Here is a 26,737-nt window from a genome sequence, read left to right as displayed (position 1 = left end):
CGTGTGTACGTTCGGGCAAATAAAAAAGACTGCAGACAATGTTTTGTCTACAGTCTGATTGAATCTTTTAATAAGGTTCAATTTTTGAATTTAATAAATAAACTTCATCTAAATATTAAAGGTTAAACAGCATCCGTATTACAAAATCCCCAATCGTTTATTCGATCACTTAAATCTTTTAAATATGACTTATGAAATTCATTTAAGTTTTGATGAAAAGACTCAATTTCTTGTAATTTTTCTTCCAAAAAAACTATGTGATTTGCTTTCGCGAGGGAATTAGAAGGGGATTTTTTTATTTTTTCTAATTGTGCTTTGGTTTCTAAATGTATATCTTTTAAAATAAAGTCCTCTAGTACGTCCGAAGCCAACGGAGGAAGTAAATATTTATTTTCAGCTTTCCCATTCTTCACTTCAACTACTAATTTTTCAAATTCCTCTTTAGATCCAATAAACTCTTTGTTAAAACCCCACGTTTCTGTAGTGCTTTTTGCTACAATTCTACAAGGTTCATGGAAAAGCAGTTCATAAAAAGAGCAGTAATTCTTTGCAGAAATCCCTTCTTTTAAATCAGCAAAATTGTAAAGTGGATATAGTAATTCACTATTATATATAGTTATCCAAGGCTCTACAATATTTTTATGCATTTTCCCGAATGTACCATATATTGTTGGAGGCAATAAATTTTCTTTTTCATGTACATATAAAATTTTAAGTCCAAGTACTGAATACCGTTTAAAGCGTTCATATGTTTTTTTCACACTATTGCACGTAGGACCGTGATTATCGTCGGGATGAATTTTGTCACTATCTACGACAATTAGAGACATATTATTATCTTCGACTTTATCTTTAACGACTTTAAATGTAGTGCCACCACCTCCTGAATTTCTAGAAAATATAACATTCGAATTATGATGATAAATGTTTGAAATACCTTTTGCTAATTGGAAATAAAAATTCACATCTGAACTGTTCTCAGATATTAAACATGTTCTTTCTAAAATGGCTGGATGACAAAACCATTTTAAAGGAATATAAAATATAGTTTCGATAATTGAATAGTTATAGTTTTCGTTAAATAACTCGTTATCCACTCGACTAAAAGATTCAGTAGAAGGTATTACGATTACATGACTATGTCTATACCTTGTTTTCTGTTCCAACATTACATATTTTTGATATTTTTTTTTGCTTTGTCTCTTTATATATGTCGACATTGATGGATGAGATGACAAAAAATTAAATAAAAATCGACTTCCAAACACAAAATGATATTTATTATCGTGACTACGAAAAAGCTTATGCAAAGCTTCATCTTCCTCAACTGTAAGTTGATTGGATTGGATATATTCTATTAAAGAATCGTCTAGTTTTAAAAGCATTCTCAAAAATCCTCCATTAAGAAATCTGCTGGCCACTGCTCCAGTAACCCTTCTTCATTAAATGGAATATTTTTAATCGAATTCTCGCTATCAGATTTTGATAAGCCAAATGCCATAATATTAACTTGATTAGATTCTAGTTCTTTCTCGAAAATTAACTGTCCAAGCTTGTTTATGATAGTTTCACTATGAGTCTCAATAATAAATCGTGTTTTAGTTCTTTTAGGATTCGTATAGTTTATACATTTAACTAGTACCTCGCAAAGCTTAGCCTGTAAATGTGGATGCAAATGTAATTCTGGTTGTTCAATTACTATTGTAGTGGGATATTGATTATTATTAATTAGATTTGCATTAGAATTAATACTATTAGAATTATTTATTGTTAACTCATTAGCTCTCCAAATTAAAAGTATTATAGGTAATATTTGAGAAAAACCAAAACCAGTATCAGTTAAGTTCATAACATTATTATCATCAAATTGTATTTGTAAACTTACATGACCACCATTTTCTTTCGTAAATATTTCGAAACCAAAATTGATTTTTGTCCACTTTCTAAACTTTCTTTTCTCACCATCGTTCATGTTATTTATAGCCATAGGAATATTCTCACCCTGAGGATCAATTTCTTCTACTGCTAAACCTTGCGTCCTATAATAACGTTGCGCGCTGGCTCTAACAGGAGCGATATAATGAACTTTCCCAAAATATCCAACTAAATATTCGTTACAAATATCAACTATCATCTTCCAATAAATAGAAAGTAAGAGCGTGTTAATTTCGGCTTTTTCTTTTTCAGAAGCAATATTCAAAGCTTCAAGAAAAATATTATAAGGTGTTTTAACAATTTTACTGTTACTTTTTTTCATTCTATTTATGTATCTCTCTTGAATCTCGTAAAAAAATTGATAATCTTTGTTTCCAACTTCTTTTAAATAATTTATATTTAATTCGGAAATAAATTCTTCAATTTGGGCTGACAATATAAAATCTTTATCGGATTCAAACTCATCATTTCTAATAGTATTTAAATAATTATCTGGGTTTTCTTCTATCAAATTATCGAAATAAGGTAATATAATTTTTTTTATCTCATTAACTATATAGTCAATGAAAAGACCGTTAACATGTCGTATTCTAACTCTATTTCTTTCCATTTTAATTTTTAATTCAGGTACAATAACAGGAAGGAAGTTTCTACCATAAAAAGAGTTGTTCGTTTCTTGACTAAACTCAATATTTAATGGAATCTCGTTTATGACTAATGTAAAAGAATCAGGTGTCTTATCATCAAACGTCCTTGCTGTAAGCTCAAATTTTTGATCTAATATTTGAACCTGAATTTTTTTAAATCTTTTTTTCAAAACTTCAACATGTAGTTTAATGTCAAGATATTCTTTTGGACGACTTCTCGAAATAGGATTACCATAATACATTGAAGCTGCTAATGTTTTAAATTTAAAATCAAAAGATATTGGTTCATTAGATAATTTCTTATATTTATTTATACTAGTCTCAAAATCTCCAAAATCTACTGACTTATCACTGTACCAAAGAATGGGTTCCGTAATAGGCGTCATTATACTCTGTTTTAACAAGGGAAATGTTCTTAGAAAGGTACTTTTTCCTGAACTATTTTTCCCTAATAATACCACTAGAGGAGCTAACGATACGTCACCTGTGTCTTCAAGACTTCTTAAGTTTTTCACTCTAATACTCTCCAACGGAATACCTCCTAAAATTGACATATGTAAATTTTATACCAAATAAAGTACATTGTCATATTTAATAAAAATTCAAAGTATTGAGCAAAAAAATAATAAAAAATACCATTATAATAAACGATAACAGCACTCTATATACAAAAAATACTGGAGATTTTCGGGAATCGAACACTCGTATGAAGACAAAGTTAACAAATGCTTCTACGTGTTTAGTGTACCCATTAAGTCTCAATGTTAGACTGCCAATAAATATGCGATATTTCATCCAGTCAGTTGGCTCGTGGTTCGCAACCTATTAAAAAGCAGAGGTAACTTATGCGGTTCAGCACCCTCATCAAGGGAGATCTGTCAATTACACTCCGATTATTCATGTTCCAAGACGGAAGTGATGCGATTGTGGCGGATTTGTTTAACTTGTGTTGACTATTGACTGAACAAAAACACTTCCTTCGCGCAGAAAGTGTTTTTTCATTAAAATGATAGAATTAACGGGGTCCCATCATTGAGGATCTCTCCGTTTTTAGCGACATAGTCGACATGAACTTCCGCATGGCGTAACATGTCGCTCTCTTTTAGCGCTGTCATCCAGGTGCGGATGAGGGCCTCGTCTCCTGACGCTGGCTCTCGATGAATCGTCACCAAGATTGTCGGTACGACGTCGGCCGTTTTATAGGCGAGCGGGTTCGCCGCCGAGGCGTCGAGTTGTCGTACGGCTACTTCATCGTAAAAAACGTCGTACGTGACGTCGCTTCCAAACGCCATCATGACCGAATCCTCGATGACATCCGTCACGTCATCTTCCCATTTCGATGCCAGGAACGTGTCGACGACTTCTCCTGTCGTCTCGTCCGCATAAACGAAAAACTCGGTCCCTGTCACAGCATCCACGGCGGTTGCCGCATATTTGAACGGGAAATTCCCCATGTTGTCGAACGTGACCTCTGTCGTCAATTCGGCATTGTCGAAACGCTCAGCTACATACTGCTCAGCGAGTTGAATTGCTTTTGCTTCTTCATCCGGATCGGACTGCATCGACTGAACGAACAGAAGAGCGAGTCCCCCAATCCCGACGACAAGTACTCCGATTCCGACCAAAGTCCATTTCCAAAAGCGCTTCACCTCGATACCTCACCTAAAAGCTTGTTCATCGCAATCGAAGCTTGTTGGAATCCGAGGCGTGCATAAAGTCGCTCAGCATCCGGATTTGAACCAAACACACTCAAACCGATCGAAGTTGCCCCGAGTTCGTGCACTTCAATCGTCTCAAGTCGTTGCAATGCTGCCGTCGCATATCCACGTCCGCGATAGGCATCTTGCATCCAAACATGATATATGAAGACACGTTTTGATTCTTCCTGAAAGGCGTACCATAAAATCCCGACTCGTGTCGCACCGTCCATTACATGGACAACCGTTTGCCCGTCCGCCGGTCGATTGTCTGGAAACAGGCTATGAATCAATTGTGTCGACTCTTCTTGCGCCAGTGCAGCAGGCAATTGATAGTTGCGGGCGACGTCATTCGCATAATCGTCAATCAACCACGTCAAATAAGAAGTAAGTTCCCCTTCGTCCATCTTTTCAAAGTGAATATTCATCATTGTTCCCCTCACAATCTTCTTTCCCTCAGTTTATCATACAATTTACGGGAAAATTTTCGGATTAAATACTCATCCAATCTCTATATCCTGTTGGACGTGTTCTGAAAATGTTTTATGTAAGAAGGAATAATCAAAAAAAAATAAAATGAGTCGAACCTTACTCATCAGGTTCGACTCATTTTATTTTCTTCGGTGCCCAATTGGCTTCAAATCCATTTTGCACTGCATACTCGTACAAGTGAATCAATTTCGTCTTTTTATATGTCTCCATCTGCTCTGCTACTCGCAATTCCTGATTTCGTTCCACGAGTGCATAAAGATAATCCACCTTCGCCATCCGATTATTCTTGCTCGTGTTGCAACTCGGGCATGCCAACACAAAGTTCCACAAGACATCATTCTGCATATACGACCACGGAATGAAGTGATCGACATGAATCTGTTTGAGCGGCTTCATGCAATAAAAACAGGCGGAATGACCATGACTCAGCAAAATTTGTTTGAACTCATCGAGCGATTGCCGAGCCGAGACAAACTCGAGTTTGCTCAAAATTCGCTCCATTGCATCACGTGTATTGTATTTCTCTAAGAAGACAGCGAGTTGATAGTTCGTGACGTTCATCAATACCCGCTTATATTTCTCAAAGAAAACGATATAGCTTGGCACGAGTTTGACCCATTCCTCTTTCCGATTGAACGAATAAATGGTTCCATCGAACGAGGCATAAAACGAGCCGTACACGTATTTCTTATAGAACCGATTCACTTCCCGAATCAATTGTTGCTGCTGCTCATCTGGCAGACGGTCAAAGTTCCATGAAGACGGAATTTCATGCGTCGCTTGAAATGCGAGCATTGTTTGTTCCACCGAACTCATCTTTCCAGTCTGATTCACTTGTCGCAATCCGTGCGTCACAATCAAATTCCAATACATCTTCGTCACATGTTTTGAAATTTGCTCGAACGTCAGGACACCGGAATCACTCAGTTCAGTCGTACATTCGAGCAACGCCTTCATGAGCATATGTTTGTACGTCGTCGTATGTGTCGCATTCATTAAAAATTGCTGTGTATAGCGCCATAAGTCAGTTTCTGTTAAGTAGACGTCCTTCGCTTCAGCAACACTCAAATCCCAGCCCAATGACCTCACCCCCACTGCTTCGTTACATCATCGATTATAACGAAGGAGGAACAAGAACGGATCAAGGTAACTCAAACAGGAGCCGAAAACTCTTTTTTGATTTGTTCTATATCGATATTTGTTTTTTCATGAATATAGTGGACTAACGTATCATACTGTTCGATAGTATTTAGTTTTTTAAATTTCTCAACATCTCCTTCAAAGCCTTTAAAATACTCGCTTTGATATTCCGGGTTGTTAAAGAGCTTTAAATATTCCATATAATCTTTCACGGTCATCTGGCTCACGATTTGAGACAGGATTGCATCCCACTCTTTTATCCGACTCTCATGAATCTGTTTTTTGATGACGATGTCCTGCGCCTGCTCCAATTTAATTTGTTGAATGCATTGCTCCACTTCTAACTTGTACTGGAACAACTCGTCTCGGTTTCGAGTATCTACTGTAGGGATTACCTCTGTTAAATAGTATTGATATCTCTTCTTTCGAGGATGCATGATTTTGTCTTTTGCTTTTTTAGGATTTGATTCTTTATTCGTACGCTTTTTAAGTTGTTCCTTTACACCGAGTGCACCAATTGCTCCAACAATTTCTTTTTTATGTTCAATTGCAAACTTGCCTACTGCCGGACCATACTTCTTGACCCCATTGATAATTAATTCCGTAGATTTTTTTGACATGAGGATTCCTCCTATGATGGTTATGTATATTCTCGTGACGTTTTTTTAAAAACAGCTCATAGATTATATTCAATAAAATACTATTCAATCCTTTGACCCCGTTCAAAAACCCAAATAATGGTGTCGTCCATTCACAAAGAAAGGGTTATTGAGCAAACACTCAACAACCCTTTCGCTACAATGATTCTGATCATTCACCAGACTCTTTTTTGTCTTTTTGCTTCTGCAAATATGCTTCTCGAATCTGATTGATCTTATCTTTTTTATTCGAGACAGATGGTTTTTTACCGTCTTGATACTTGGCAGCCGCTACTTTACTTTTCGTATCCAATTGATATTTTCCCATTCGATTCACCTACTTTCATCTCACTATGATTGAGTTGCTCCATAAAATTCAAAAGACCTTCTAATCTCAATGAAATTAGAAGGTCTTCATGAAATATCATTGATCACAGTCTGTATAGACTGTTTAAAAATGGAGACGGCGGGAGTCGAACCCGCGTCCGAAGGCATCGTAACGCATGCTTCTACGTGTGTAGTTTATCTATTGAATCTCAATGTGACACTGCCGATAAACAGGCGTTGTCCCATCCAGTCTGGTTCATCTCTTCTTCGCGCCCTCAGACGGCGAGGTTGAAGCGTAGCTTGCTTAGTTTGAGACCCTGATAATCATCCACACAAGCGATGGATGTCAGGATCCGCAGGGCACTTAGGCTGCTGCGAGTTGTGTGTTAGTTTTGCCAGTTATAGGCGTTTGCGTTTTAACGAGGCCGACCCCTCGACACGCCACATACGACCGACCTACCCCCGTCGAATCCATAACGTCCCCGAGGTGGTAATTGGTACTACAACAACTATACCACAATCAGGTCTCGCTGTCAGTATTTTTGCCGGTCCCGGAGTGCCCGGTCGACGTCGCGCTTCGCATCTTTCTTCTTCAAGTCGTCGCGCTTGTCATACTTCTTCTTCCCGCGCCCGATGCCGAGGAGACATTTGGCGAAGCCGTTCTTGAGATACACTTTGAGCGGGATGATCGTATACCCGTCACGGCCTTGCGCGCCGATGAGCTGATTGATTTGCTTCTTATGCAACAATAGCTTTCGGACACGGAGCGGCTCGTGGTTAAACCGGTTCCCTTGCTCGAACGGGCTGATATGACAGTTATGAAGCGTCGCCTCGCCACCGTCGAAGCGGACATACGCGTCGGCAATGTTGATTTTCGACTGGCGCACCGATTTAATCTCGGTCCCCGTCAACACCATGCCGGCTTCAATCGTATCTTCGATCGCATAATCGAAGGACGCTTTTCGGTTTTGCGCGAGCGCGTTCGAATCTTTCTTCTTGGCCATAGACATTCAGTCCTTTACTTCAATATGGAGGAGGGGACGTCCCCTCCCGTCAGCGACGCTTCTTCGCTCCGCGTTTGGCGTCGCCTTTTCGTTTTTGTTTGTCTTTCTTCTTCAAGTCGAGCGCCGAACGGCCTTGTGACGACTTCGGCTTCTCGCCTGGTTTCGACGGTTTCCCGGCTTGGCCCGGTTTCCCCGGTTTGCCCGGTTTGCCGCGCTTCGGACGTTTGTCATCGCGACCGCGTCCCCCGCGCTTGTCGTCTTTCTTCGGACGGCTTTCTTTCGCCTTGATCGTCGTCGGTTGGCGACGGCGCGACTGTTCCCGCTTCGGCATACCGACGACGGTGAAGTCAATCGTACGCTCGTCCAAGTTGACGGCGTCGACCTTGACGCGCACCGCGTCCCCGATGCGGAACTGACGGTTCGTCCGCTCGCCGAGCAACATAAGCTGCGACTCGTCGAAGTGGTAGTAGTCATCCATCGACTGGAGACGGACGAGCCCTTCGATCGTGTTCGGGAGCTCGATGAACATCCCGAAGTTCGTGACGCCGCTGACGACGCCGTCGAACTCTTCCCCGAGACGCGATTCCATGTACTCGGCTTTCTTGAGCGCTTGCGTCTCACGTTCGGCATCGACCGAACGACGCTCGCGTTTCGACGCCTGTTCGGCGATCGGCCCGAGACGGTCCTCGTACTTCGCAATCGTCTTCTCCGACAAGTCACCATTGAAGGCGTACGTGCGCATGAGACGGTGGACGATCAAGTCCGGATAGCGACGAATCGGCGACGTGAAGTGCGTATAGAAGTCGGTCGCGAGGCCGAAGTGGCCGAGCGAGACGTCATCGTACTTCGCCTGTTGCATCGAACGGAGCATGATCGTGCTGATGACCGGCTCTTCCGGTTCGCCCGAGATCGTCTTCAAAATCTTCTGAAGTGTCTTCGGTTCGACCTTCTGACCTTTGAACCGCTCGATGTGCACGCCGAAGTTCGCGACGAAGTCGAAGAAGAAATCGAGCTTGTCCGGTTTCGGGTTATCGTGGACACGATAGATGAACGGCACGTCCATCTTGTGGAAGTGTTCGGCGACCGTCTCGTTGGCCGCGAGCATGAACTCCTCGATCAACTTCTCGGCGACCGAGCGCGGACGCAAGACGATGTCGGCCGGTTTGCCTTCTTCGTCGACGACGACTTTCGCCTCAGCGAAATCGAAGTTGATGGCACCGCGCGAGTTGCGGCGCTTCCGGAGCACTTCCGCGAGTTCGGCCATGAGGTCGAACAACGGGATGTACGGCTCGTACCGTTCGAGCGTCGCTTCGTCATCACGTTCGATGATTTCACGGACGTTCGTATACGTCATCCGCTCCGTCGTCTTGATGACACTCGGGAACAGCTCATGGTTGACGACCTTCCCGTTTTGCGGGGAAATCTCCATGACGCAACTGAGCGTCAACCGGTTGACGTGCGGGTTGAGGGAACAAATCCCGTTCGAGAGACGGTGCGGCAACATCGGGATGACGCGGTCGACGAGATACACACTCGTCCCCCGTTCGAACGCCTCGACGTCGAGCGGCGAACCTTCCGTCACGTAGTGTGACACGTCGGCGATGTGGACGCCGAGCTCATAGTTGCCGTTGTCGAGTTTCTTGACGTGGACGGCATCGTCCAAGTCTTTCGCGTCTTCGCCGTCGATCGTGAAGATCGTCTCGTTGCGAAGGTCGACGCGGCCCATGAAGTCCTTCTCGTCGGCCTCGTCCGGCACGGCGTTCGCCTGGTCGATGACATCTTCCGGGAACTCCGTCGGGATCCCGTGCTTATAGACGATCGACAAGATGTCGACGCCCGGGTCGTTCTTGTGTCCGATGATGCGGACGACGTCACACGTTCCGGCGAAACGTCCATCCGGATACTTCGTGATGCGGACGACGACTTTATGGCCATCGACGGCACCGAGCGATTTGTCCGGGTTGACGACCGGCCAGAAGTTGATGCGCTTGTCGTCCGGCTCGATGAAAGCGAACTGGTCGAGGCGTCCGCTCGGAAGCGTATACGTCCCGACGAACTCTTTCAAGCCGCGCTTCAAGACTTTGAGGAGCACGCCCTCGGTCTTGCCGCGATTGTCCTCGCGTTTTTTGACGAGGATTGTGTCGCCGTGGTAGACGTCTTTCAATTGGTCGGGCGGCAAGAACACGTCTTCCGTCTCCCCTTCGACCGATAGGAAGCCGAAGCCGCGTTGGTGAATCGAGATGATTCCCGCTGCTTGGCCGAGTACGGCGAGCGTCCCGTAACGGTTCGTCCGTGTGCGGCCGATTAAACCCTCTTCTTCGAGGGCGTTCAAGGTGCGGATGAGCTCTTTAAAGGCATCCGTCGACTCGAGCGCAAGACGCTCGGTCAATTGGTCCACCGTCAGTGCTTTATCACTGGCTTGGATGATTTCTAGTAGTTGGTCACGTAAATTCAACGTGACACCTCCTTTTTCACACTGACCAGTCTAACGTTTCGAGAAAATCGAGCACGTCCTGGTGCAGTTTCTCTTTTTCCTTATCGAGCGTGATCACGTGTCCCGACTCCTCATACATGAGCAGTTCTTTTTGGAACGCGTTAATCGCCTCGTAAATCTCGTGTGCAGATTCAGGATCGACCATTTGATCTTTCGCCCCTTGGACGACGAGCGCCGGGACGAAAATATCTTCTAGTTTTGTCGTCGTGTCACGGACGAAGGCACGGAGGTCCTTGAGCGTCGGCATCGGTTTGAAGTCCGCCATCTCCTGTTCGATCTGTTCAGGTGATTTGTCTTCTCGAGATTTATATTCTCGAGCGTAGGCTTTGACTCCTTTGTATAACCGGTCCTCGGCATCGATTCCGGTCGGGGCGCACATCGGGATGACGCCTTTGACGTTCTCCTCCGAAGCGAGGCGTAACGACATGACGCCGCCGAGCGAGAGACCACAGACGGCAATCTCCTCATAGCCTTTCTCTTTCAACGACTGGTAGGCGTTCAACACGTCTTCCCACCAGTCGACCGGTCCGTATTGAAGCAATTCTTCCGGCGGGACGGCATGGCCCCGGTACTGGGGACCCATGCACGTATAGCCTTCTTTTTGCAGGAAACGACCGAGCATGCGGACATCCGCGCTCGATCCGGTAAAGCCATGTAACATCAACACGGCACGTGGTCCGCCTTCAAAGAAGAACGGTTTCGGTGCTGTAATCTTCATTGCTAACGTCATCTCCTCATACAATCCATTATTCCCAAAAAATAATTGAAAAAAACAAAAGCCGACCGCCTCACGTGAAAATCGAGAACGATCAGCCTTTCATCATAGTGATGCGACTAGTAATCCTAAAATGAAAAACAACGTGCCTAGTACAGCTGCAGTTCGGTTCAAAACAGCGTCGAAGCCGCGCGCTTTCTGGCGGCCGAACAACTGCTCCGCGCCACCTGCAATCGCCCCAAGACCTTGCGACCGACCTGACATGAGCAGTACGACGACAATCAATAAAACAGCCACGACGAGTAGGCTGATTGTAGCGATCGTTTGCATAGTAGTCAGTTCCTCCTTCTTTTTACACGCTTCTTATTATATAGAAGTTGGCGTCAAAACACCAGCTTTCAAATTATCGGGACGGGTAGCTGAACCCTTCCCCGATGACCTCTTTTACTTGGTGGATGACGACGAAGGCACGTGGGTCTGTCACTTCTACGATTTTCTTGAGCGGACCGACTTGACGCTTGTCGACGATCATATAGAGCATGTTCTTATCTTGCTTCGTGTAGTAGCCGTGGCCGTGGATAATCGTTGCCGACCGGCCTAGCGTCTCCGTCAACACGACGGCGAGCTCTTCTTGCTTGTCGCTGATGATGGTGACAGCCTTGCGGATGTTGAGCCCTTCGGCGACGAGGTCGATGACCCACGAGCCGATGATGATGGCGATCAACGTATAGAGCACGACTTGTTCGCCGAGGATGAAGCCGGACGCCCCGACGACGATGGCATCGATGATGAACATCGATACGGCGACGCTCATATGCAAGTACCGCTCCATGAGCCGGGCGATGATGACCCCGCCGCCGGTCGTCCCGCCGACGCGGAGCACCATGCCGATGCCGACCCCGATCATGATTCCCGCGTACACGGCCGCGAGCAGTTTGTCCTCGGCCGGGCTGCCCCAATCATGGGTCAGGCTAAGGAAGAACGACGTCGCGATGACGGCGACGACCGAATAGACCATCGTTCGGCGGTCGAGCAACTTATACCCGACGATGAATAAAATCCCGTTCCCGATAATCGACGTGACCCCGAGGTCCCAGCCGAACAAGTAGTACAGGATGATGGTGACCCCGAGCAGGCCGCCTTCCGAGAAGTCGTTCGGGACGGTGAAGTAGTTCACCCCGAACGAGAGAATAAATGAGCCGGCGACGATCCAGGCGATATCCTTCAAGGAAATCGATTGGAGCTTCTTCCAGACTTGTTGACGCAATAGATGTTGTTGTTGACGTTTCATTGATTGTCCCCCTTCCATATAAAAAAGACCGCGGCACAAAGCCGCAGTCTAAGTCTTACAGTTGAACTGGCTTTGGCGCACCGTCTTTCATAATCGGCAACTTGCGGTCCACGACGTTCGTGTAGACGTTCAAGAGTGCCTCTTTTTCCAAATCCCAGTTATATTGCTCACGCGCTGTCTTCGTGTTTTCTTTGACACGGGCGTAGAGTGCTTGGTCGTCGAGCAGGCGGTTGACGCCTTCGGCGATTGAATGTGGGTCGTGCGAATCGACGACGACACCGACATCGTTGCCGGCGACGACCCGTTCGATTTCCGGGAAGTCACATGACACGACCGGTACTTCGGCCATCAAATATTCGAACAGTTTGTTCGATGATGCTGAATAGTGGTTGAAGCAGACGTTATTCAACACTTGGAAACCGAGATACGCGTTCATCGTATAGTACGGTAACGCCTCGACCGGTACTTTGTCAATCATCTTGACGCGGTCGCTGACGCCTTCGTCCTCGATCATCTGTTTGATTACCGGCTTGAGCTTCCCGTCCCCGATCATGACGAGCGTGCCTTCGTTGAAGTCCTTGACGGCGAGAATGAGTTGCTCGAGTCCGCGGCCGGCTTGGATGCCGCCTTGGTACAATAGGATCTTCTCATCTTTCGGCAAGTCGAGGAGCGCATGCAAGTCTTTGCGGAGCGTGAAGTCGAGCGGACGATAGAACGGATAGTTGTGGAGCACGTACGGATAGAAGCCGTACAACTCTTCGTTATGCGCCGCGCGCGTATGGTTTTCGACCATCATCGAGTCGACGTACGGCAAGAGCCAGCCCTCGAGGTTACTTTGGATATAACCGTAACCGGTCCGGTCCGTCTGTACTTCGTGCGAATCGTAGACGATTTTACCTTTGTTGACGAGTTTCCCGGCAATCAACGCCTGCGGGAGCGTGTTCAAGTCGTTGGCGTGATAGAAATCGTACGACTTCTTCGTCGAAGTGAACACCATCTCGAGCATCGCGCTCGCGTTGACGATGTTTTTGCGCACCGGTGGGAACAAAATCGCACCCGCTGCCGCGCCGAGTCCGATCATCGTCAGCGGTGCGAGCAAGACGAGTCCAGCGCCGACGAGTCCGGCCCCAAGTTGACGCGTCTTCTTCGCACTGACCCATGTGCGGGCCGTTTTCAGCGCCTTCATCCCGTTGGCGAGAATCGACGGCTGACGTTTGACGCGGATGACGCGGAAGCCTTCCGGACGCATCTCTTCTTTCGGGAGCGACGGATTTTTCGGGTCTTGGAGCGCTATTAAATCGACTTCATAGCCCGCCTCGGCGAGTGCCGAGCATTCGCGCAAGACGCGCGCATCATTCGTAAAATGGTTCCATACAAACATACATACTGACTTCATCGTGTTTCCTCCATCGTTACTTTTTCTATCACGTCTTCGAGGACGTGTATATTGTTTTCCCAGCACAGATTGTCTTTCACATAACGGATCCCGTTCACGCCGTACTTCTCACGCAAGTCGGGACGTTCGAGCAGTTTCCGGAGCATGAGCTCGATTTCGTTGATGTCACGCTTCCGTGACACATAACCGACCTCGGCCGCTTCGATGACATTCGCCGCATGTCCTGACACCGCCGCGACAATCGGTTTGCCGACCGCCATATAATCGATCAGTTTGCCCGGGATGACCGTATCGAACACTTCTTGCTCGATCAGGCTGACGAACGCGACGTCCGCGTTCTTGATGGCTTGAAACGCCTCCGTCCGAGGCATCGCCTCGAGGAAGAGAAAGTTCTTGAAGCCACGGGCTTTAATCATGTCTTTCAACTCGTTCTTCCGGTACCCGTAGCCGATCAACTTGAAATGGACGCGCGGCTCGTCACGGAACCGCTCCGCGAGTTCGAGCAAGAGTGACACGTCTTGGGCAAGGCCCATATTGCCGGCGTACAAAATTTCCATGCGGTCATCTTCAGGGACGGTGCGCTCGAGGTTGCGTTCGCTCTCACGAATCGAGTTCGGCATATAGTGAATCATCTCGTTCGGGACGCCACGTTGGCGCAAATAGCTGCGGAAGCCTTCCGAGTTGATGATGATCTCATCGGCCTCCTTATACAGCCGCTTCTCGAACCAGAACGCCGGGGCGAGCATCCAATCGTGTTTGAACACGCCGACGCCTTTCACCGACTCCGGCCAGAGGTCACGGACGTCCAAGATGAAAGGGACGCCGTACTTGCGTTTCGCATACACACCGACGAACGCCATAAAAAAAGACGGGGTCGTCGCAAAGACGACATCCGGTTTCGAGTCGAGCTTTTGGACGGCGGCGACGCCTTTAATCATCTGTTCCAAAAACAAGGCGAGCCGGCTCACCATGTTCGACGTATGTTTGCGTTTCTTCGTGATGAGACGCTTGATGAACGGCTGCTTGTTCAGCGCCTGGTCGTTCCAGAAGCGGTCGTCTTTATACAAGTTGAAGTTCGGATACGACGGGGCGGCCGTGATGACCTCCACCTCGTAGCCACGTTCTTTCATGAGATGCGTAATATTTTGCATCCGGTTCCCGGCGCTGCCGATCTCCGGATAATAGTTTTGACAGACCATTAACATTGTTTTCAAAAGTAACACACCTTACTGTTGTTCGAGTTCGTCCACGAAGCGCTTCAACAGCGTGTGGACGTTGGCTTTTAAATCTGGGTCGCAGAGTGCGTGGGCAATCGTCGCTTCGATGAAGCCGATCGGTTCCCCGACGTCATAGCGGCGCCCGTCAAATTCATAGGCGAAGACGGTCTCCCCCTCGTTCAAGCGGGCGATGGCGTCCGTCAGTTGAATCTCGCCTCCCGTTCCGATTTCTTGGGCCGACAACGTCTCGAAGACGTCCGGCGTCAAAATGTAACGGCCGAGGATGGCAAGGTTCGACGGGGCCTCTCCGACGGCCGGCTTCTCAACGAACGTCCGGACCGGGATCAGCTTCCCTTCGACGGCAAGCGGGTCAATTATACCATATCGATTCGTCATTTCATACGGGACGCGTTGCACGCCGATGATGGAGCGTCCATACTGCTCGTACTGGTCGATCAACTGCTTCGTCGCCGGCACGTCCGCCTCGATGATATCGTCTCCGAGCAGAACCGCGAACGGTTCATCACCGATGAACTTGCGGGCACACCAAATCGCGTGGCCGAGTCCTTTCGGCTCCTGTTGCCGTATGTAGTGGATATTGGCGAGGTTCGACGAGTGACGGACCGACTCGAGAAGTTCGGTCTTGCCTTTCGATTCGAGGTTTTGTTCAAGTTCGATGGCCCGATCGAAATGGTCCTCGATGGCGCGCTTGTTCTTCCCGGTCACGATGATGATGTCCTCGATGCCGGAAGCGACGGCTTCTTCCACGATGAATTGGATCGTCGGTTTGTTGACGATCGGGAGCATCTCTTTTGGCATCGCCTTCGTCGCCGGCAAGAAGCGGGTACCGAGCCCGGCGGCCGGGATGATGGCTTTCCGTACGCGTGTCATGGACGTCTCTCCTTTTTCTAGTCTGTATCTGATTATACCCAATTTTCAAGCGTTCACGCACACAAAAAAACGGCCGTGACATACGTCATGACCATTTCCGGTCTTCCAACAGGAAGTAACCACCGACACCGAGCGCAATGAGAAGAAGGAGAAAACCGCTGAACATCATGTCGAACGCCTCCTTTCACCTACACTAATCTATTCCCGGAATGGCAAGTCGGCAAGCACTCGTCTTCCATCATTTCTCAAAACCACTTCTTGCCGTTCGCCTCGATGAAACGATACTCTGCTTGATAATGGTCATAGTGCCCGTCATCGATCATGCGTTGGAATGCGACGTCCCCTTCCGCCGCTTTCCGTTTCATTAATCGACAGAGCGCATCGATGCGTAACAGTAACATCGTCAGCAACTCCGTGGTCGAACCTTCCCAGCCGTATGCTTCCAAGAAGAGAGCGACTCGTCGTTTGTACGTCCCATCATCACGTTCCGCTTCATAGTGAACGACTTCACCCGACTCGGCTTGATGACGCCGGCTGAGCGGGACGAACGTATAGAGCGCATAGACGATATCCCAGGCACGTGGTCCGGGCGCCGCCAAGTCAAAGTCGATGACCCCTGCCACTTTACCGTCATGGAAAATCGTGTTGTAGACGGCGAAGTCGTTGTGGCAAACCACGTCAAACGGTTGTGGCGTATGGTCGAGCGGTTTCCAGTCCGATGGCCACTTGACATCCGCCGTCGCGTCATGCAGCCGACGCATCAGTCGAGCTGCGTCTTGAATCGCCTCATCGGACCACATATACGCCTTTAACGGATAATCGGCCGTCTCGCCTTCGAGGTACGTCAACACCTCTCGACCCTGTTCATCGATTCCCACGAACCGTGGAACACCCGATACCCCGCTCGCCTCCAAATGGTTTAACAACCAATGGACATTCGCACTCCCGTCTTTCTGCGTCCGATAGACGTGATTCCCCTTTTTGTAGACGGTCGACACGTTCCCTCCGCTCAACCGCTCCTCTTGCTCATGTGATTGGTCCATCCAATCCCCCCTACTTTTCATCAGTCACGTTCAGTATACAGCACGAAGAAGTGTTGATGACGCATTTTTGCCATCGTGCTCGAGACAGGCGAATCTCGGAATATACGTACACCCAGTGTCGACTCCTGCAAGACGATCGATTGGCGCGAGACTGAATCAGGCGGTGGGCGACTCCTTGGGGAGAGTGATGCAAGGATGACCCCGTAAAGCGCGCATGCGCTGCGGAGGCATCCGCATCACCCCAGGAAAGCGTCCCACCGCCTGATGAACGTCTTCTTCAACCACAAAAAAACAGGCCCGCACGAGGCGGACCTGAAACAATCAATTATTTTTTGAGGTTGTAGAACGACTTGATGCCGTCGTATTTCGCTACATCGCCGAGCATGTCTTCGATGCGGAGAAGTTGGTTGTACTTCGCGATACGGTCTGTACGCGAGAGCGAACCAGTTTTGATTTGACCAGCGTTTGTCGCAACAGCGATGTCCGCGATAGTCGCATCTTCTGTTTCACCAGAACGGTGTGAGATAACAGCTGTGTAACCAGCTTTTTTAGCCATTTCGATCGCGTCGAATGTTTCTGTGAGCGTACCGATTTGGTTAACTTTGATGAGGATCGAGTTCGAGATTCCTTTTTCGATACCTTCAGCAAGCTTCTCAGTGTTCGTTACGAAGAGGTCATCCCCAACGAGCTGAACTTTGTGACCGATTTTGTCAGTCAACAATTTGTGACCTTCCCAGTCGTTTTCGTCGCAACCGTCTTCGATTGAGAGGATTGGGTACTTGTCAACGAGCTCAGCGTAGAAGTCTACAAGCTCAGCAGTTGAGAGCGACTTGCCTTCGCCAGCGAGTTCGTACTTGCCAGTCGACTTGTCGTAGAACTCAGAAGATGCAACGTCCATTGCGAGGTAGATGTCTTCGCCAGCTTTGTAACCAGCTTTTTCGATCGCTTCAAGGATAACTGTGATCGCTTCTTCGTTCGACTTAAGGTTTGGTGCGAAACCACCTTCGTCACCGACAGCTGTGTTAAGACCCATACCAGAAAGAACTGATTTGAGGGCGTGGAATACTTCTGCACCCATGCGGAGCGCTTCACGGAACGTTGGCGCGCCAACAGGCATGATCATGAACTCTTGGAAGTCAACGTTGTTGTCCGCGTGTGAACCACCGTTGATGATGTTCATCATTGGAGTTGGAAGCGTCTTCGCGTTGAATCCACCGAGGTACGTGTAAAGTGGAAGGCCGAGCTCGTCTGCTGCTGCGTGTGCTGCTGCCATTGAGACACCAAGGATCGCGTTTGCGCCGAGTTTACCTTTGTTTTTCGTACCGTCGAGCTCGATCATTTTACGGTCGAGTGCGTTTTGGTCGAAGACATCGTAACCGATGAGTTCTGGTGCGATTGTGTCGTTTACGTTCGCAACGGCTTTGAGTACGCCTTTACCAAGGTAACGTGACTTGTCGCCATCACGGAGTTCTACTGCTTCGTGCTCACCAGTAGATGCGCCTGATGGGACGAGGGCACGGCCGAAACCGCCGTCTTCTGTGAAGACTTCTACTTCGATTGTTGGGTTACCGCGTGAATCTAAAATTTCGCGTGCGTAAATTTCTGTAATCATTGACATGAAAATTCGCTCCTTTTTGTTTGAAAAGTTTTTTGAGTTACTTCGTGACGATTGATGTTCCGGTCATTTCGGCCGGTTGCTCTCCACCGAGAAGGTGAAGGAGCGTCGGGGCGAGGTCGCACAAGGCGCCTTGAAGAACTGGTTTCAGTTCCACCCCTTCTTTCGTGACGATACATGGTACAGGTTCCGTCGTGTGGGCCGTCATCGGTGAGCCGTCCGGGTTCGTGACGAGGTCAGCGTTCCCGTGGTCCGCCGTGATAATCGCCGCGCCGCCTTTGGCAATGAGTGCGTCCACTACTTTACCGAGACATTCGTCGACGACTTCGATGGCTTTCTTCGTTGGTTCGAGCATACCGGAATGGCCGACCATGTCCGGGTTCGCGTAGTTGATGATATACGCGTCATACGTGTCCGATGCGATGCGCTCGAGGAGACCTTCTGTGAGCTCGTATGCGCTCATTTCCGGTTGCAGGTCGTACGTCGCCACTTTCGGTGACGGGACGAGCAAGCGATCCTCTCCTTCGAACGGTGTTTCTTGCTGTCCGTTCAAGAAGAACGTGACGTGCGGGTATTTCTCAGTTTCCGCGGCGCGGAGCTGTTTGTACCCTTGCGCGGCAAGTGTCTCACCGAGCGTGTTTTTCAAATCTTCCGGTGGGAAGACGATGTCCGTGTCGATTTCATCCGAGAACTTCGTCATTGAGACGAGCAAGATGTTCTCAGGATGTGTGCTCGGAAGTTCGAAGCCTTTGAAACCGGTCTTCTCTTTGAACACTTTTGCGAGTTGGATCGCCCGGTCCGGACGGAAGTTGAAGAACATGATCGCGTCGTTGTCTTTGATTGTCGCGACCGGTTGTCCGTTTTTCTCGATGACCGTCGGTAAGACGAATTCATCCGTCAAGCCGTCTGCGTACGACTGTTTAAGAACGTCGACCGCATTCGTGCCGACTTCGCCTTTCCCGTTGACGAGCACGTCGTATACTTTCTCGACGCGTTCCCAACGGTTGTCGCGGTCCATGGCATAGTAGCGTCCAGACACGCTAGCGACTTGACCGAGTCCGAGTTCAGCCAGCTTCGCTTCCGTCTGTTCGAGGAAGCCAGCGCCTGATTTTGGATCACAGTCACGGCCGTCCGTGAAAGCGTGAATGTAAACTTTTTCGATGCCATGGAGTTTCGCGAACTCGACGATGGCGAACATGTGGTTGATGTGCGAGTGAATCCCACCGTCTGAGACGAGGCCCATGATGTGGAGGCTCGAATCATACTTTTTCACATGTCCGGCCAAGTGATTCATCGCTTGGCGGTCGAAGAGTGAACGGTCTTTGATGGCGTTGTTGACGCGTGAAAGTGACTGATAGACGACCCGACCGGCACCGATGTTCAAGTGACCGACTTCCGAGTTCCCCATCTGACCTTCCGGAAGGCCGACGTACTCGCCTTTCGCGTTGAGGAGCGTATGTGGATACTGCTCCCAGAAGCGGTCGAAGTTCGGTTTGTTCGCCGCAGCGACCGCATTACCGAACGTTTCGTTCCGCATTCCAAAACCATCTAAGATGATGAGGGCGACTGGTCTTGCCATTTAAATCGCCTCCAACAACTTGAGAAACGAAGCAGCTTCAAGTGAAGCACCGCCGACGAGCGCGCCGTCGATGTCTTCTTGCGCCATATACTCCTTGATGTTCTCAGGTTTTACAGAACCGCCGTATTGGATGCGAACCGCAGCCGCCACGTCTTCACCGTAAAGACCTTTTACCACGTCACGAACATATTTGCATGAGCTTTGCGCGTCTGCTTCGTCCGCTGATTTACCAGTGCCGATTGCCCAAACTGGCTCGTACGCGATGACGAGTTGTTTGACTTGGTCAGCTGAGAGGTCCGCGAGGCTACCTTCGACTTGCGTCTTGATGACGTCTTCGAACTTGCCGCCTTCGCGCTCTTCCAATGTCTCACCGACGCAAACGATTGGCGTAAGACCGTGTTCGAACGCTTTTTTCGTTTTGCTGTTGATGAATGCATCAGATTCGCCGAAGTATTCGCGACGCTCTGAGTGTCCAAGGATGACGTATGTCACGCCGAGGTCAGCGACCATGGCCGGGCTGATTTCGCCTGTGTATGCCCCGCTGTCTTTGTCGTACATGTTTTGTGCACTGAGCTTCAAGTTCGATCCTTTAGCCGCTTCTACCATTGGGGCCAAGAATACTGCTGGTGCACCAATCGCCGCGTCAACTTTGTCTGTTGACGGGATATTGTTTTTAACTTCTTCTACGAAAGCGACGGCTTCCGAGAGTGTTTTGTTCATTTTCCAGTTACCTGCAATAATCGGTTTACGCATCGATAACCCTCCTCTGTTTTACTTGTCGTTCAACGCTTCGACGCCTGGAAGTTTCTTGCCTTCCATGAATTCGAGTGAAGCGCCGCCACCAGTTGAAATGTGGCTCATTTGGTCAGCAAGGCCGAACTTGGCTGCTGCTGCCGCTGAATCCCCACCACCGATGATTGAGTATGCATCGCTGTCTGCAAGTGCTTGAGCGACACCTTTCGTTCCGTTGGCGTACTTATCAAGTTCGAATACGCCCATCGGCCCGTTCCAAACGACAAGTTTCGATTCGCGAATCGCTGCCGCGTAAAGTTCGACTGTCTTCGGTCCGATATCAAGACCCATGTGATCCGCTGGGATCGAGTCGATATCGACTGGTCCGACGTATGTCTCTTCGCCGAATTCTTTCGTGATGACGCAGTCGACCGGCATCAAGAATTTCACGCCTTTGTCTTCTGCTTTTTTCATGAACTGACGAGCGAGGTCGAGCTTGTCTTCTTCAAGGAGTGATGTCCCGACTTCGTGCCCGAGTGCTTTCGAGAACGTGTACGAGAGACCACCACCGATGATGAGTGTATCCACGATGTCAAGAAGGTGGTCGATGACCCCAATCTTGTCAGCCACTTTCGATCCGCCGATAATCGCCGTGAACGGACGGTCAGGATTCGAGAGTGCCTTGCCGAGGACTTCAAGTTCTTTCTCCATCAAGAAACCAGCAACCGCGTGGTCGACGTGGTGCGCGATTCCTTCTGTCGAAGCGTGGGCACGGTGAGCCGCACCGAACGCGTCGTTGACGAAGATATCAGCGAGTGCCGCGAAACCTTTCGCGAGTTCTGGATCGTTTTTCGTTTCACCAGGGTAGAAACGGACGTTCTCGAGAACGACGACGTCACCTTCACCAAGTTTTGAAACGGCTTCTTCTGCGACTGGACCGTACGCCTCTTCGACGAGTGGCACATCTTTGCCGAGAAGTTCAGCGAGACGTTTAGCGACCGGTGCGAGTGAGAACTCGAGGTTCTTTTCGCCTTTTGGACGGCCGAGGTGGCTCGCCAAAATGACTTTCGCGCCGCCGTCAATCAAATGTTTGATCGTTGGAAGTGCCGCTTGAATCCGCGTTTCATCTTGAATGACGCCATCTTTGAGTGGAACGTTGAAGTCAACGCGGCAAAAGACGCGTTTCCCTTTTACATCGATGTCACGAATAGACTGTTTGTTCATAACCTTCGCCTCCATAATGTCGTGCGTGTCAATTTCATAAATAGAGCGGAGAACAATCTCTTGTTTCCGCTCCTATTTGATTCTATTTAGTTCACGAACTTACTTCGCGATTTCAGCGAAGTGCTTGAGTGTGCGAACCAATTGTGCAGTGTAAGACATTTCGTTGTCGTACCAAGAAACTGTCTTAACGAGTTGCTTGTCGCCAACTGTCATTACTTTTGTTTGCGTTGCATCGAAGAGTGAACCGTAAGTGATTCCGACGATGTCAGAAGATACGATTTCGTCTTCAGTGTAACCGTAAGACTCGTTCGCTGCTGCTTTCATTGCTGCGTTGATTTCGTCAACAGATACAGTTTTCTCAAGAACTGTTACGAGCTCTGTGAGTGAACCTGTAGCAACTGGTACACGTTGTGCCGCACCGTCAAGTTTACCTTGAAGTTCTGGGATAACGAGGCCGATCGCTTTAGCCGCACCAGTTGTGTTCGGTACGATGTTCGCTGCTGCTGCACGCGCACGACGGAAGTCGCCTTTCGGGTGTGGAGCGTCAAGCGTGTTTTGGTCGCCTGTGTAAGCGTGGATCGTCGTCATGAGACCTTCAACGATTCCGAACTGGTCTTGGAGAACTTTCGCCATTGGCGCCAAGCAGTTTGTCGTACATGAAGCACCAGAGATAACTGTCTCTGTACCATCGAGGATGTCGTGGTTTGTGTTGTAAACAACAGTCTTCATGTCACCTGTAGCTGGAGCCGAGATGACAACTTTTTTCGCGCCAGCTTTCAAGTGAAGCTCCGCTTTCTCTTTGTCTGTGAAGAATCCAGTACATTCGAGGACGATGTCAACACCGAGCTCGCCCCATGGGAGTTCTTCTGGGTTACGGTTAGCAAGTGTGATGACTTTCTCGCCGTTTACGAGGAAGTGATCGTCATGTACTTCAACGTCTCCGTCGAAACGACCTTGAGTCGTGTCATACTTGAGAAGGTGAGCAAGCATCTTCGTGTCAGTCAAGTCGTTGATTGCAACAACTTCGATTCCTTCGTTTTTGATGATCTCGCGGAATGCCAAACGACCAATACGTCCAAATCCGTTAATACCAACTTTTACTGCCATGTTAATTTCCTCCTTAGGGTAGAAGCTATTTATTGAAGAGCCAACGGGGGTCAACTCTTTAATAACGATTTAATAATTCTGTCGCCGCACCTTCGTCTGTGACGAGGATGATGTTCGGCGTGTGTTTCGCATATGCGGCAATCGCCTGTGCCTTCGATTTCCCTCCAGCGACAGCGATGACGGTGTCCATGTTGTCGAGCTCCTCCAATTGGATCCCGACCGTCTTGACCCGATGCACGATTTCACCTTCTGCGTTGAAGTAATATCCGAACGCTTCGGCGACGGCATCGTGGCGTTCGATCATCCGCAAATGCTCTGGTGACGCGTGACGGCGTTTCGCCATCGTTTCCGCCTCACCAATTCCATGTACCACAATTCGCGCCGCTCTAATCATTTCCAGTACATTTTTAATGCTAGGTTCCTCCACCATCCGCTCGAATGTCTCTTGCGAAACCTCGTCCGGAATGTGGAGTAAATGATAGTCGGCATGGGCCCGGTCGGCCATCCGAGAACAGACGGTGTTCGCCTGTAACTCGAGCGTCTCTCCGAGTCCGCCGCGTGCTGGCACGAAATGCATCGGTCGTTCTTTTTTATCGGGCGACATCATGGCCGCAACCGATGCCATCGTCGTCCCGCCTGTGACCGCGATGATATTGTCGTCCGGTGCCAGTCGCGCTTTTAATTGCGTGACGGCGGCCCGGCCGATATCTCGCTGGACCCAGAACGTCTCGTCGGAATCACCCGGTACGATGACGACTTGGCGAACGCCTAGTTTTTGCTCGAGTTCTCGCGCGACTTCCGAGATGCCTAGGATCTCTCCCATGACCTCGTGCAAGTCCCGGAGAACGTTTCGGCCCGATTCCGTAAGGGAAATACCTTGAGTAGCGACCATTAATAGACCTTGGTCTTTCAAAAAGTCAACTTCTCGTCTTAGGATTCGTTCCGTCAGCCCAAGGCTTGTGGCCAATGTCCTGCGGCCGATCGGCTGCATCAAACGGACATAATGTAAGATATCGTAACGATGTCGGAGCGTATCGAGCATGTCGGGAACGATTTGCTTCTGAACTTGAATCAGTTGCTGGATCATACTCATTCCCCCTCGACTTAAAGCATGGACATTTTTTGTCCCACTTTTATATTTGCGTCCCACCGCTACGACTTCATCTTATCAATCACCTTTCCGTCTTGCAACCCCTTCAAACGTTTTTTTTCGATGTAAGCGTATACTTAACAAAATCTTCAACTTTACTGTCATCGTATCGACCTTGACTAATCACCCGTCCCTCGTGTAAGACGACAGGGATCTCAAACAAGTACTTCGCCTCGAGTTCTTCGTTGCCGGTGATATCGATTTGCTCGAGCTCGAACGGATAGTCTTCCATGAGCCATTCAAGCATGACGAGCGCCTCCTCGCAAAGCGAACAGTTGGCGCGGCGGTATAACGTCAGAACCATGTCAGTCCCCTCCTTTCCATAGTTGTCGTTCCCGCTCCCGCGAGTTTCCAAAACCGAGCGCCTCCCGATAGTTTGCCACGGTCCGTCGTGTCACCGTATAGCCGAGCCTTGCCAGCTCGCGCATGAGTGCGGCATCGCTCAACGGCGACGTCTCTTGTTGAATCAGTTCGGCGAGCGCCTTCTTCACCATGAACGGCGATTGCCCGTGCGAGGCCCGGACGAAAAAGTGACGCCACGCCATCACGCCGCCTTCGGTCGTCACGTATTTGCCTTGAATCGCCCGGCCGACGGTCGACTCGTGCTTGCCGATCTGTTCGGCGACTTCTTTTCGCGTCAACGGATGCAAGACGAGCTTCCCGTCCAACCAGTCGCGTTGCCGTTCGGCGATGACGGCCCATACCATTCGAAGCGTCGCGTTCCGCATCTCGAGCGTCTCATGCCACCATTTCGCCTCGCGGTCGTCCCCAATCCGAGCCACATCGAGCGTCGGACTGAACCATATCGTCACGAGCTCGCCGTCACGACGGACGACTTCAAGTTCCGGGACGACGTGTTCGGTTACTTCATATAATAGTGGCGTCTTCGGAAGTGTCGCCACGATGCGCGTCACACGTTCGTACTCGGCAACCGAGATGTCGAGTCGCTTGGCGATGTCATCGAGGTGCGCGTCGAGCGCCTCGAACACGTCCAAGACGAGCGGGTCGTCATGTTCAATCGCATGCCGATATTGGCAGTCACGTTCGTTCCGGGCCCCGACGCCCGTCGGTTCTAGAAACAAGAGCGCCTGGCGCGCCGCCTCGACGTCCGCCACATCGACATCGAAACGATGGGCGAGCACGGAGTCGCTCTCCGGTAGTAGACCACGATGGTCGAGCGCGAAAACGAGCCGTTTCTGGAGCGCACGCTGGACCTCGGTCCCGCTCCCTTCCTCGATCTGCTTGAACAAGCGTTCCTCGAAACCGCTCGCCGTATCGGCCACCCACTCGACCGCACCGCTCCCCGTGGCGATGCTCGGATTGCGTCGTGCCAACCGGCCGAGCTGAAAGGCGATCGCCGTCCGGTCCGCCTCGAGAATCGGCAGCCGCCGGACCATGTCCTGGGTCAGCTGTTGGGTTTGAAGTTGTTGCTGTTCTTGCCGTTGCATCGGTCACACCCCTCTCGCTTCCTATTGTAACGAACAGCGGGAAATCGCGCTCAAAAAAAAGTGAGCCGAACAGGATTGCTTTTTTAAAAAAACAAATGTATAATAAATCGTGTCAGAGAACATGCACCCGTAGCTCAGGGGATAGAGCACTGGTTTCCGGTGCCAGGTGTCGGGAGTTCGAATCTCTCCGGGTGTATCACAGCAAGAGGTCAGGCAGATGCCTGGCCTCTTTTGTCGTTTTAAAATCTCGAATGCGTGGAATAGGTCAAAAACGATGACTATCGTTTGACCAACATTGACTATAGCGGTATGATATGTTTACAACCTACATAAAGGAGGCAGATTCAATGTTAATTCCAACAGTTATCGAACAAACAGGTCGCGGGGAACGCGCGTACGATATTTACTCACGCTTGCTCAAGGACCGCATCATCTTGCTCGGAAGTGCGATCGACGACAACGTCGCCAACTCGATCGTCGCCCAGCTGCTCTTCCTTGCAGCCGAGGACCCAGATAAGGACATCTCACTTTACATCAACAGCCCGGGTGGTTCGATCACTTCCGGAATGGCGATTTATGACACGATGAACTTCATCAAGCCGAACGTGTCGACGATTTGTATCGGAATGGCCGCATCGATGGGTGCCTTCTTGCTCCAAGCCGGTGAAAAAGGCAAACGCTTCGCGCTTCCGAACGCGGAGATCATGATTCACCAACCGCTCGGCGGTACGCAAGGTCAAGCATCGGATATCAAAATCCATGCCGAGCGCATCATCAAGATGCGTGAGAAATTGAACCAAATCATGGCCGACAACACTGGCCAGCCGCTTGAAGTCATCGAGCGCGACACAGAGCGCGACTACTTCATGTCAGCTGACCAAGCGAAAGACTACGGTCTCATCGACAAAGTCATGACGCGTTAATCCAAAAGTGCCTTTCCCAACTTCGGGAAAGG

The 26,737-nt window shown here is 49.2% G+C and carries 25 protein-coding genes, 1 tRNA gene and 1 other RNA gene; 2 read left to right on the top strand and 25 right to left on the bottom strand.

The genetic code is table 11. The annotated features are described in order from the left end of the window. Positions 1 to 122: 122 nt before the first annotated feature. The 25 genes from KNP83_RS03585 to KNP83_RS03465 form a co-directional block, all read right to left on the bottom strand. On the bottom strand, positions 123 to 1,385 hold the full coding sequence (locus KNP83_RS03585; RefSeq protein ID WP_214760610.1) for a hypothetical protein: 1,263 nt from the start codon (positions 1,383 to 1,385) through the stop codon (positions 123 to 125). A 2-nt stretch (positions 1,386 to 1,387) separates the two neighbouring features. Beyond that, entirely contained in the window at positions 1,388 to 3,112 is a 1,725-nt protein-coding gene (locus KNP83_RS03580; RefSeq protein WP_214760608.1) for an AAA family ATPase, read from the bottom strand. Positions 3,113 to 3,583: 471 nt separating this feature from the next. Then, positions 3,584 to 4,231, bottom strand: a complete 648-nt coding sequence (locus KNP83_RS03575) for a type IV pilus modification PilV family protein (RefSeq protein WP_214760606.1) — start codon at positions 4,229 to 4,231, stop codon at positions 3,584 to 3,586. After that, positions 4,228 to 4,707, bottom strand: coding sequence for a GNAT family N-acetyltransferase (locus KNP83_RS03570; RefSeq protein WP_214760604.1), 480 nt, complete (start codon positions 4,705 to 4,707; stop codon positions 4,228 to 4,230). The genes KNP83_RS03575 and KNP83_RS03570 overlap by 4 nt, the downstream gene beginning before the upstream one ends. 178 nt (positions 4,708 to 4,885) lie before the next feature. Continuing rightward, complete coding sequence (locus KNP83_RS03565) at positions 4,886 to 5,851, bottom strand: HNH endonuclease signature motif containing protein (protein WP_214760602.1); 966 nt, start codon at positions 5,849 to 5,851, stop codon at positions 4,886 to 4,888. Positions 5,852 to 5,922: 71 nt separating this feature from the next. Then, entirely contained in the window at positions 5,923 to 6,531 is a 609-nt protein-coding gene (locus KNP83_RS03560; RefSeq protein WP_214760600.1) for a hypothetical protein, read from the bottom strand. A gap of 190 nt (positions 6,532 to 6,721) precedes the next feature. Beyond that, positions 6,722 to 6,877 (bottom strand): alcohol dehydrogenase, encoded by a 156-nt coding sequence (locus tag KNP83_RS03555; protein WP_214760597.1) that lies wholly within the window; start codon positions 6,875 to 6,877, stop codon positions 6,722 to 6,724. A gap of 127 nt (positions 6,878 to 7,004) precedes the next feature. Further along, positions 7,005 to 7,360: a transfer-messenger RNA gene (gene ssrA, locus KNP83_RS03550) on the bottom strand. A gap of 49 nt (positions 7,361 to 7,409) precedes the next feature. Beyond that, a complete protein-coding gene (gene smpB / locus KNP83_RS03545) occupies positions 7,410 to 7,880 on the bottom strand; it encodes an SsrA-binding protein SmpB (RefSeq protein WP_029595066.1) in 471 nt (156 codons plus the stop codon). 49 nt (positions 7,881 to 7,929) lie between these two features. Beyond that, positions 7,930 to 10,335 (bottom strand): ribonuclease R, encoded by a 2,406-nt coding sequence (rnr, locus tag KNP83_RS03540; protein WP_214760595.1) that lies wholly within the window; start codon positions 10,333 to 10,335, stop codon positions 7,930 to 7,932. Between the two features lie 16 nt (positions 10,336 to 10,351). After that, complete coding sequence (locus KNP83_RS03535) at positions 10,352 to 11,092, bottom strand: alpha/beta hydrolase (protein ID WP_214760593.1); 741 nt, start codon at positions 11,090 to 11,092, stop codon at positions 10,352 to 10,354. Positions 11,093 to 11,194: 102 nt separating this feature from the next. Beyond that, on the bottom strand, positions 11,195 to 11,419 hold the full coding sequence (secG, locus tag KNP83_RS03530; protein WP_012726902.1) for a preprotein translocase subunit SecG: 225 nt from the start codon (positions 11,417 to 11,419) through the stop codon (positions 11,195 to 11,197). Between the two features lie 73 nt (positions 11,420 to 11,492). Next, on the bottom strand, positions 11,493 to 12,380 hold the full coding sequence (locus tag KNP83_RS03525; protein ID WP_251139173.1) for a YitT family protein: 888 nt from the start codon (positions 12,378 to 12,380) through the stop codon (positions 11,493 to 11,495). A gap of 55 nt (positions 12,381 to 12,435) precedes the next feature. After that, on the bottom strand, positions 12,436 to 13,776 hold the full coding sequence (locus KNP83_RS03520) for a glycosyltransferase (protein ID WP_214760589.1): 1,341 nt from the start codon (positions 13,774 to 13,776) through the stop codon (positions 12,436 to 12,438). After that, positions 13,773 to 14,981: a glycosyltransferase family 4 protein gene (locus KNP83_RS03515; RefSeq protein WP_251139232.1), complete on the bottom strand. Its 1,209-nt coding sequence runs from the start codon at positions 14,979 to 14,981 to the stop codon at positions 13,773 to 13,775. Before KNP83_RS03515 ends, KNP83_RS03520 begins: the two co-directional genes overlap by 4 nt. Positions 14,982 to 15,002: 21 nt before the next feature. After that, on the bottom strand, positions 15,003 to 15,884 hold the full coding sequence (gene galU, locus KNP83_RS03510; protein WP_214760585.1) for a UTP--glucose-1-phosphate uridylyltransferase GalU: 882 nt from the start codon (positions 15,882 to 15,884) through the stop codon (positions 15,003 to 15,005). A 245-nt stretch (positions 15,885 to 16,129) separates the two neighbouring features. Continuing rightward, positions 16,130 to 16,927 carry a phosphotransferase gene (locus KNP83_RS03505; RefSeq protein WP_214760582.1) on the bottom strand — a complete coding sequence of 266 codons (798 nt, stop codon included), beginning with the start codon at positions 16,925 to 16,927 and terminating at the stop codon, positions 16,130 to 16,132. A gap of 325 nt (positions 16,928 to 17,252) precedes the next feature. Continuing rightward, a complete protein-coding gene (eno, locus tag KNP83_RS03500; protein ID WP_214760580.1) occupies positions 17,253 to 18,545 on the bottom strand; it encodes a phosphopyruvate hydratase in 1,293 nt (430 codons plus the stop codon). 37 nt (positions 18,546 to 18,582) lie between these two features. Then, on the bottom strand, positions 18,583 to 20,121 hold the full coding sequence (gpmI, locus tag KNP83_RS03495; protein WP_214760578.1) for a 2,3-bisphosphoglycerate-independent phosphoglycerate mutase: 1,539 nt from the start codon (positions 20,119 to 20,121) through the stop codon (positions 18,583 to 18,585). Beyond that, complete coding sequence (gene tpiA, locus KNP83_RS03490; RefSeq protein WP_214760576.1) at positions 20,122 to 20,874, bottom strand: triose-phosphate isomerase; 753 nt, start codon at positions 20,872 to 20,874, stop codon at positions 20,122 to 20,124. It lies immediately after the preceding gene. A gap of 18 nt (positions 20,875 to 20,892) precedes the next feature. Further along, a complete protein-coding gene (locus tag KNP83_RS03485) occupies positions 20,893 to 22,077 on the bottom strand; it encodes a phosphoglycerate kinase (protein WP_214760574.1) in 1,185 nt (394 codons plus the stop codon). A 99-nt stretch (positions 22,078 to 22,176) separates the two neighbouring features. After that, on the bottom strand, positions 22,177 to 23,184 hold the full coding sequence (gap, locus tag KNP83_RS03480; RefSeq protein ID WP_214717731.1) for a type I glyceraldehyde-3-phosphate dehydrogenase: 1,008 nt from the start codon (positions 23,182 to 23,184) through the stop codon (positions 22,177 to 22,179). Positions 23,185 to 23,242: 58 nt separating this feature from the next. Continuing rightward, positions 23,243 to 24,271, bottom strand: a complete 1,029-nt coding sequence (locus KNP83_RS03475) for a sugar-binding transcriptional regulator (protein WP_251139172.1) — start codon at positions 24,269 to 24,271, stop codon at positions 23,243 to 23,245. 109 nt (positions 24,272 to 24,380) lie between these two features. Beyond that, a complete protein-coding gene (locus tag KNP83_RS03470) occupies positions 24,381 to 24,638 on the bottom strand; it encodes a glutaredoxin family protein (RefSeq protein ID WP_021065444.1) in 258 nt (85 codons plus the stop codon). 1 nt (position 24,639) lies between these two features. Continuing rightward, positions 24,640 to 25,782, bottom strand: a complete 1,143-nt coding sequence (locus tag KNP83_RS03465; protein ID WP_214760571.1) for an RNA polymerase factor sigma-54 — start codon at positions 25,780 to 25,782, stop codon at positions 24,640 to 24,642. 123 nt (positions 25,783 to 25,905) lie between these two features. On the opposite strand from KNP83_RS03465, the gene KNP83_RS03460 reads away from it, so the two are divergent. Next, a tRNA-Arg gene (locus tag KNP83_RS03460) sits at positions 25,906 to 25,978 on the top strand. Between the two features lie 151 nt (positions 25,979 to 26,129). Next, positions 26,130 to 26,705, top strand: a complete 576-nt coding sequence (clpP, locus tag KNP83_RS03455) for an ATP-dependent Clp endopeptidase proteolytic subunit ClpP (RefSeq protein WP_024370422.1) — start codon at positions 26,130 to 26,132, stop codon at positions 26,703 to 26,705. The last annotated feature ends 32 nt before the right edge of the window (positions 26,706 to 26,737 follow it).

This window comes from Exiguobacterium sp. s146, assembly GCF_018618415.1.
Lineage (GTDB): Bacteria > Bacillota > Bacilli > Exiguobacteriales > Exiguobacteriaceae > Exiguobacterium.
The sequence above is the reverse complement of the archived record's forward strand: the minus strand, read 5'-3'. Positions and strand labels throughout refer to the sequence as shown.